Below are 3839 nucleotides of genomic sequence, written 5' to 3' on the forward strand. Positions count from 1 at the left end.
GCGCCACGGCGCGACCGACGTCACGAGCTGCCGGCGTCCGCCCTGGAGCAGCACCCCGTAGCCGACCCGCATCGCCGAGCGCCGCCAGCGCGCTCCGGTCGCGGCGTCCAGATGCTTGCGGGCGTAGAGCAGGCGGTTGCGGATGTTGAAGTAGTAGTACGTCGACGACTTCGCGCGACCGCGGCGCTCCTCGTCATGGGTGCCGCCCTCGTCGTGGACGACCTCGGCACCGGACATCCGCAGCTCGCCGCCCGCGTCGAGGACGCGGTGCGAGAGGTCGATGTCCTCCCAGTAGAGGAAGTACTCCTCGTCGAAGCCGCCGACACGGCGCCACAGCTCCGCCGCGATGGCGAAGCACGCCCCCGTCGCCCAGGGTCGCGACGGCCGCCCGGCGTTCACCGCCCGCGCGCGTGCGCCCGCCGTCGTGCCGTCGTCGAGATACAGGTCCGCCCCGTCGAACCAGCTGCGACCCGAGCTCGTGCGGATGCGGGGGGAGACCAGCGCCTCCGTCCCGGCAGCCTCCCGCACCAGCCGTTCGAGGTCCTCCCGGGCGATGCGGGCGTCGGGGTTGAGCGGCACGAGGACCTCGGCACCGGCGGCGAGCGCGTGGGCGGCGCCGGCGTTGGTCCCGCCGCCGTAGCCGCGGTTCTCGTCCAGCGGGACGAAGTCGGCGCCGAGCCGTCGCGCGGCCTCCTCGACGCGTCGTCTCTCCTCGGCCGAGCTGAAGCAGTCGACGATCACCAGGCGGCCCTCCGGAGGGAGATCCAGCGCGGCGGCGTTGGCCTCGAGGAGGGCGGCGGAGGCGAAGTTCACGGTCACGACCGCGAATCGCGGCGGCGCGCTCATGCCCGGACCGCCCGTCGCCCGGCGACCGCGTACGCGTCGGCCAGAGCGGTCGCCGCGGCATCCCACCCGAGCCGGTCGCGATCCTCCAGGCACGCCTCGCGCATCCGGGCCCGCAGGGCCGGATCGCGATGCAGGAGGTCGAGCTGCGCCGTGAGCGTCGCCGCGTCGCCCGCCTCGTGCAGCAGCGCGTGCACGCCGTCGGTCGCGAACGCCCCGGCCTGCCGCGACACGAGCGGGATGCAGCCGGCGGCCTGCGCCTCGTAGGTCACGATGGCGCTGCCCTCCTCCACGGACGGCAGCAGCAGCACGTCGGCGTCGGCGAGGAGCGCCGACGGGTCCTCGACGAACCCCGCCTCCACGACGCCCCTGGCCGCTCGCAGGTCCGCCAGCCGCTCGCGATAGCCGTCCATCCACCGGCCGGCGATCGTGAGCGTCCCGTCCTCGGACGCGGCGCTGTCGGCCCAGGCGCGCAGCGCGTGATGCACGCCCTTTCGCGGCTCGACCGCCCCGAGGAAGACCGCCCGCAACGGACGGTCCTCCCGATCGCGGTGCGGGACGGGTCCGGGATCGCACCCGTAGCGGTGACGCACGACCCGGTCGGGCGCGAACCCGCGGTCGAGGAAGGACTCGGCGACGGCGTCCGACGGGGCGAGGATCGCGTCCGCCAGCTCCCATTCGCGCTCCTCGGCGGCGAGATGCGCGGGGTCGCGGCGGTGCGAGTTCCCGGCCGGGATCTCGAGACCGAGCCGCCGGGCCTCCTGCTCGACGACGTCGTAGGCGTGACCGGTGTGCGTGTTCGGAGCCTCCCGCACGACGGTCGTCCCGCGCTCCCGCGCCGCCTGCATGGTCCGGATGCCGGACAGCGGCCACGCGTGCAGCACGTCGAGCGGGGCGTCCCGGTGCAGGCGCCCGAGCCAGCGCGCGGCGCGCCGATCGTGGATCGCGGCGCGCGCCCCCGTCGCCCGGAGGAGCCGCGCGGGGATCCGCCGTCCCGCGAGACGGAGGGTCTCGTGGACCGTCACCCGGGGGTCGAGCCCCGCCCCCGCCGCGACGAGGGGAGCGGCGACGAACACCTCGTGGCCGAGCGCGGCCAGCCCCTCGGCCTGGCGCTGCGCCGTGCGGCCGACCCCGACGCGGCCGAGCGCGTAGGGGAAGGAGAGGAGGACGCGCACGTCAGGCCCCGTCGCCGTCGAGCGCGCGGATCTCCCGGAACCACCGCACGGCGGCGAGCATGAGGAACGCGCCGGAGGCCGCCGCGAGCGCCGTGTAGGCGACGAGGAAGCCCGTCGTCCACCCCCACAGCACGAAGACCAGGCAGACGACCCCGAAGTCGGTGGGCAGGAGCAGCATCGACCGGCCGAGCGTCCCGCCGCCGCGCCGATGCGTGGACGCGACGCCCTTCTTGCCCTTGAGCAGATCGTTCAGCAGCATGCCGAAGAACGTCACGACGGCGATCACGCTGTAGGCCAGCGGGACCAGCGCCCACGGCGTGCCGCCGACGGGCGTGCGCAGCCAGAGGGCCACGAGGACCACCAGATGCAGGGCGGCGATCTTCACCGCGTCGACGAAGTGGTCCAGCCATTCGCCGGACAGCGACCCGCCGCCGCGGAGACGCGCGAGCTGCCCGTCGGCGGAGTCCCACGCATAGCCGAGCACGAGCAGGACGGCGACGAGGAGCCCGGTCCACACCGTCGCCGGAAGCGCGATGAGCAGGACCAGCGCGGCAGCGGTGTTCAGCGCGCTGATCCCGGTGACGGCGTTCGGCGTCCAGCCCGCCCGGAACGCGAACGCGGCGAGCGCCCGCCCCAGGCGGCGGTTGACGTACACGGAGTACGCCGGTGCCCCGCGCGCGTGCCCCTTCTGCGCGGAGGCGAGTCGTCGATAGGCGACGGCAAGCGAATCGGTCATCGTGGCTCCCCAGTCCAGATCCCTGCGCACCGCTCCCCAGTGGCGCGCTCTGTGCAGATCCTAGGGCTTCGGGGCCCCGACCGCGAGTCCGGGTGCCGCCTCGTCGTCGCGCGGAGCCCCGCGTGCTGGCAGACTGTCCGGTTATGGGGAACGGTTCTGGGGATTCCGCGCGCCCGATTCGCGCCATGCAGTCGTTCGGCGCGCCACGGCCGACGAGCAACCCGTACATCCACATGCTGGATGCGGCGCTGGCGCGCACGCCGGGCGTGGAGCATCTGCGCTTCGACCGCCGGCGCGCCCTCCTCGGCCGGATCGACGTGCTCCAGTTCCACTGGCCGGAGACGCTGTTCGGGACGGCGACGGGCGTGAAGCGCCTCGCCCGCCGCGCATACGCCGCCGCCCTCGGCGCACGCCTCGCGCTCGGCCGGGTCGCGGTCGTGCGCACCGTCCACAACGTGGAGCTCCCGCAGGACGTGTCCGGGTGGGAGCGGCGGTACCTGGAGTGGATCGAGCGGCGCACGGACCACCGCATCGTGCTCAACGAGCAGACGGCTCTCCCGGACGATCTGCCGCGCACCCTCATCCCGCACGGCCACTACCGCGACTGGTTCGCCGACGTGGCGCCGGTCGAGCCCGCGCCGCGCACGCTGGGCTTCGTCGGGCTCGTGCGGCGCTACAAGGGGGTGGAGACCCTCATCGACGCTTTCTCCGCGACCGCGGAGGAGGCACCCGACCTCCGGCTGAGCGTGGCCGGAAACCCGTCCAGCCCCGAGTTGGCGGCGGAGGTGCGGCGGCGGGCGGAGGCGGATCCGCGCATCCGCCTGGATCTGCGCTACCTCACCGAGCCCGACTTCGCCCGCGCCGTCATGGCCAGCGCGGGGATCGTGCTGCCCTACCGGTTCATGCACAATTCCGGCACGGTGCTGGCGGCGCTGTCCCTCGGCCGACCGGTGCTGGTGCCGCGGACCGAGGTCAACCTCGCGCTGTCGGCGGAGGTCGGCCCGGGATGGATCACCGTCTTCGACGACGAGCTGACGGCGGACGACCTCCTGGCCTTCGCGGACCGGGTCCGCACGCCGCCCGCC

General features: G+C 74.5%; 4 protein-coding genes. 1 reads left to right on the top strand and 3 read right to left on the bottom strand.

Annotation, left to right across the window (positions count from 1 at the left end):
- From MR1_RS18625 to MR1_RS18635, 3 genes are all read right to left on the bottom strand, one after another.
- Positions 1-846, bottom strand: an 846-nt coding sequence (locus MR1_RS18625) for a glycosyltransferase family 2 protein (RefSeq protein ID WP_157518389.1), incomplete at its 3' end; no start/stop codon positions are given.
- Positions 843-2018: a glycosyltransferase gene (locus MR1_RS18630; RefSeq protein WP_067250653.1), complete on the bottom strand. Its 1176-nt coding sequence runs from the start codon at positions 2016-2018 to the stop codon at positions 843-845. The genes MR1_RS18625 and MR1_RS18630, both read right to left, overlap by 4 nt.
- A 1-nt stretch (position 2019) precedes the next feature.
- Positions 2020-2754: a CDP-alcohol phosphatidyltransferase family protein gene (locus MR1_RS18635; protein WP_067250655.1), complete on the bottom strand. Its 735-nt coding sequence runs from the start codon at positions 2752-2754 to the stop codon at positions 2020-2022.
- A 185-nt stretch (positions 2755-2939) separates the two neighbouring features.
- Here MR1_RS18635 and MR1_RS18640 point away from each other — a divergent pair.
- The coding region (locus tag MR1_RS18640) for a glycosyltransferase (protein ID WP_067250658.1) at positions 2940-3839 on the top strand (900 nt) is incomplete at its 3' end.

This window comes from Microbacterium resistens NBRC 103078, assembly GCF_001552355.1.
In the GTDB taxonomy this organism is placed as follows: Bacteria; Actinomycetota; Actinomycetes; order Actinomycetales; family Microbacteriaceae; genus Microbacterium; species Microbacterium resistens.

Bases quoted from the DNA above. Each gene is read 5' to 3' on its own strand.
- MR1_RS18635 (WP_067250655.1), bottom strand. From the start codon at position 2,754: ATGACCGATTCGCTTGCCGTCGCCTATCGACGACTCGCCTCCGCGCAG.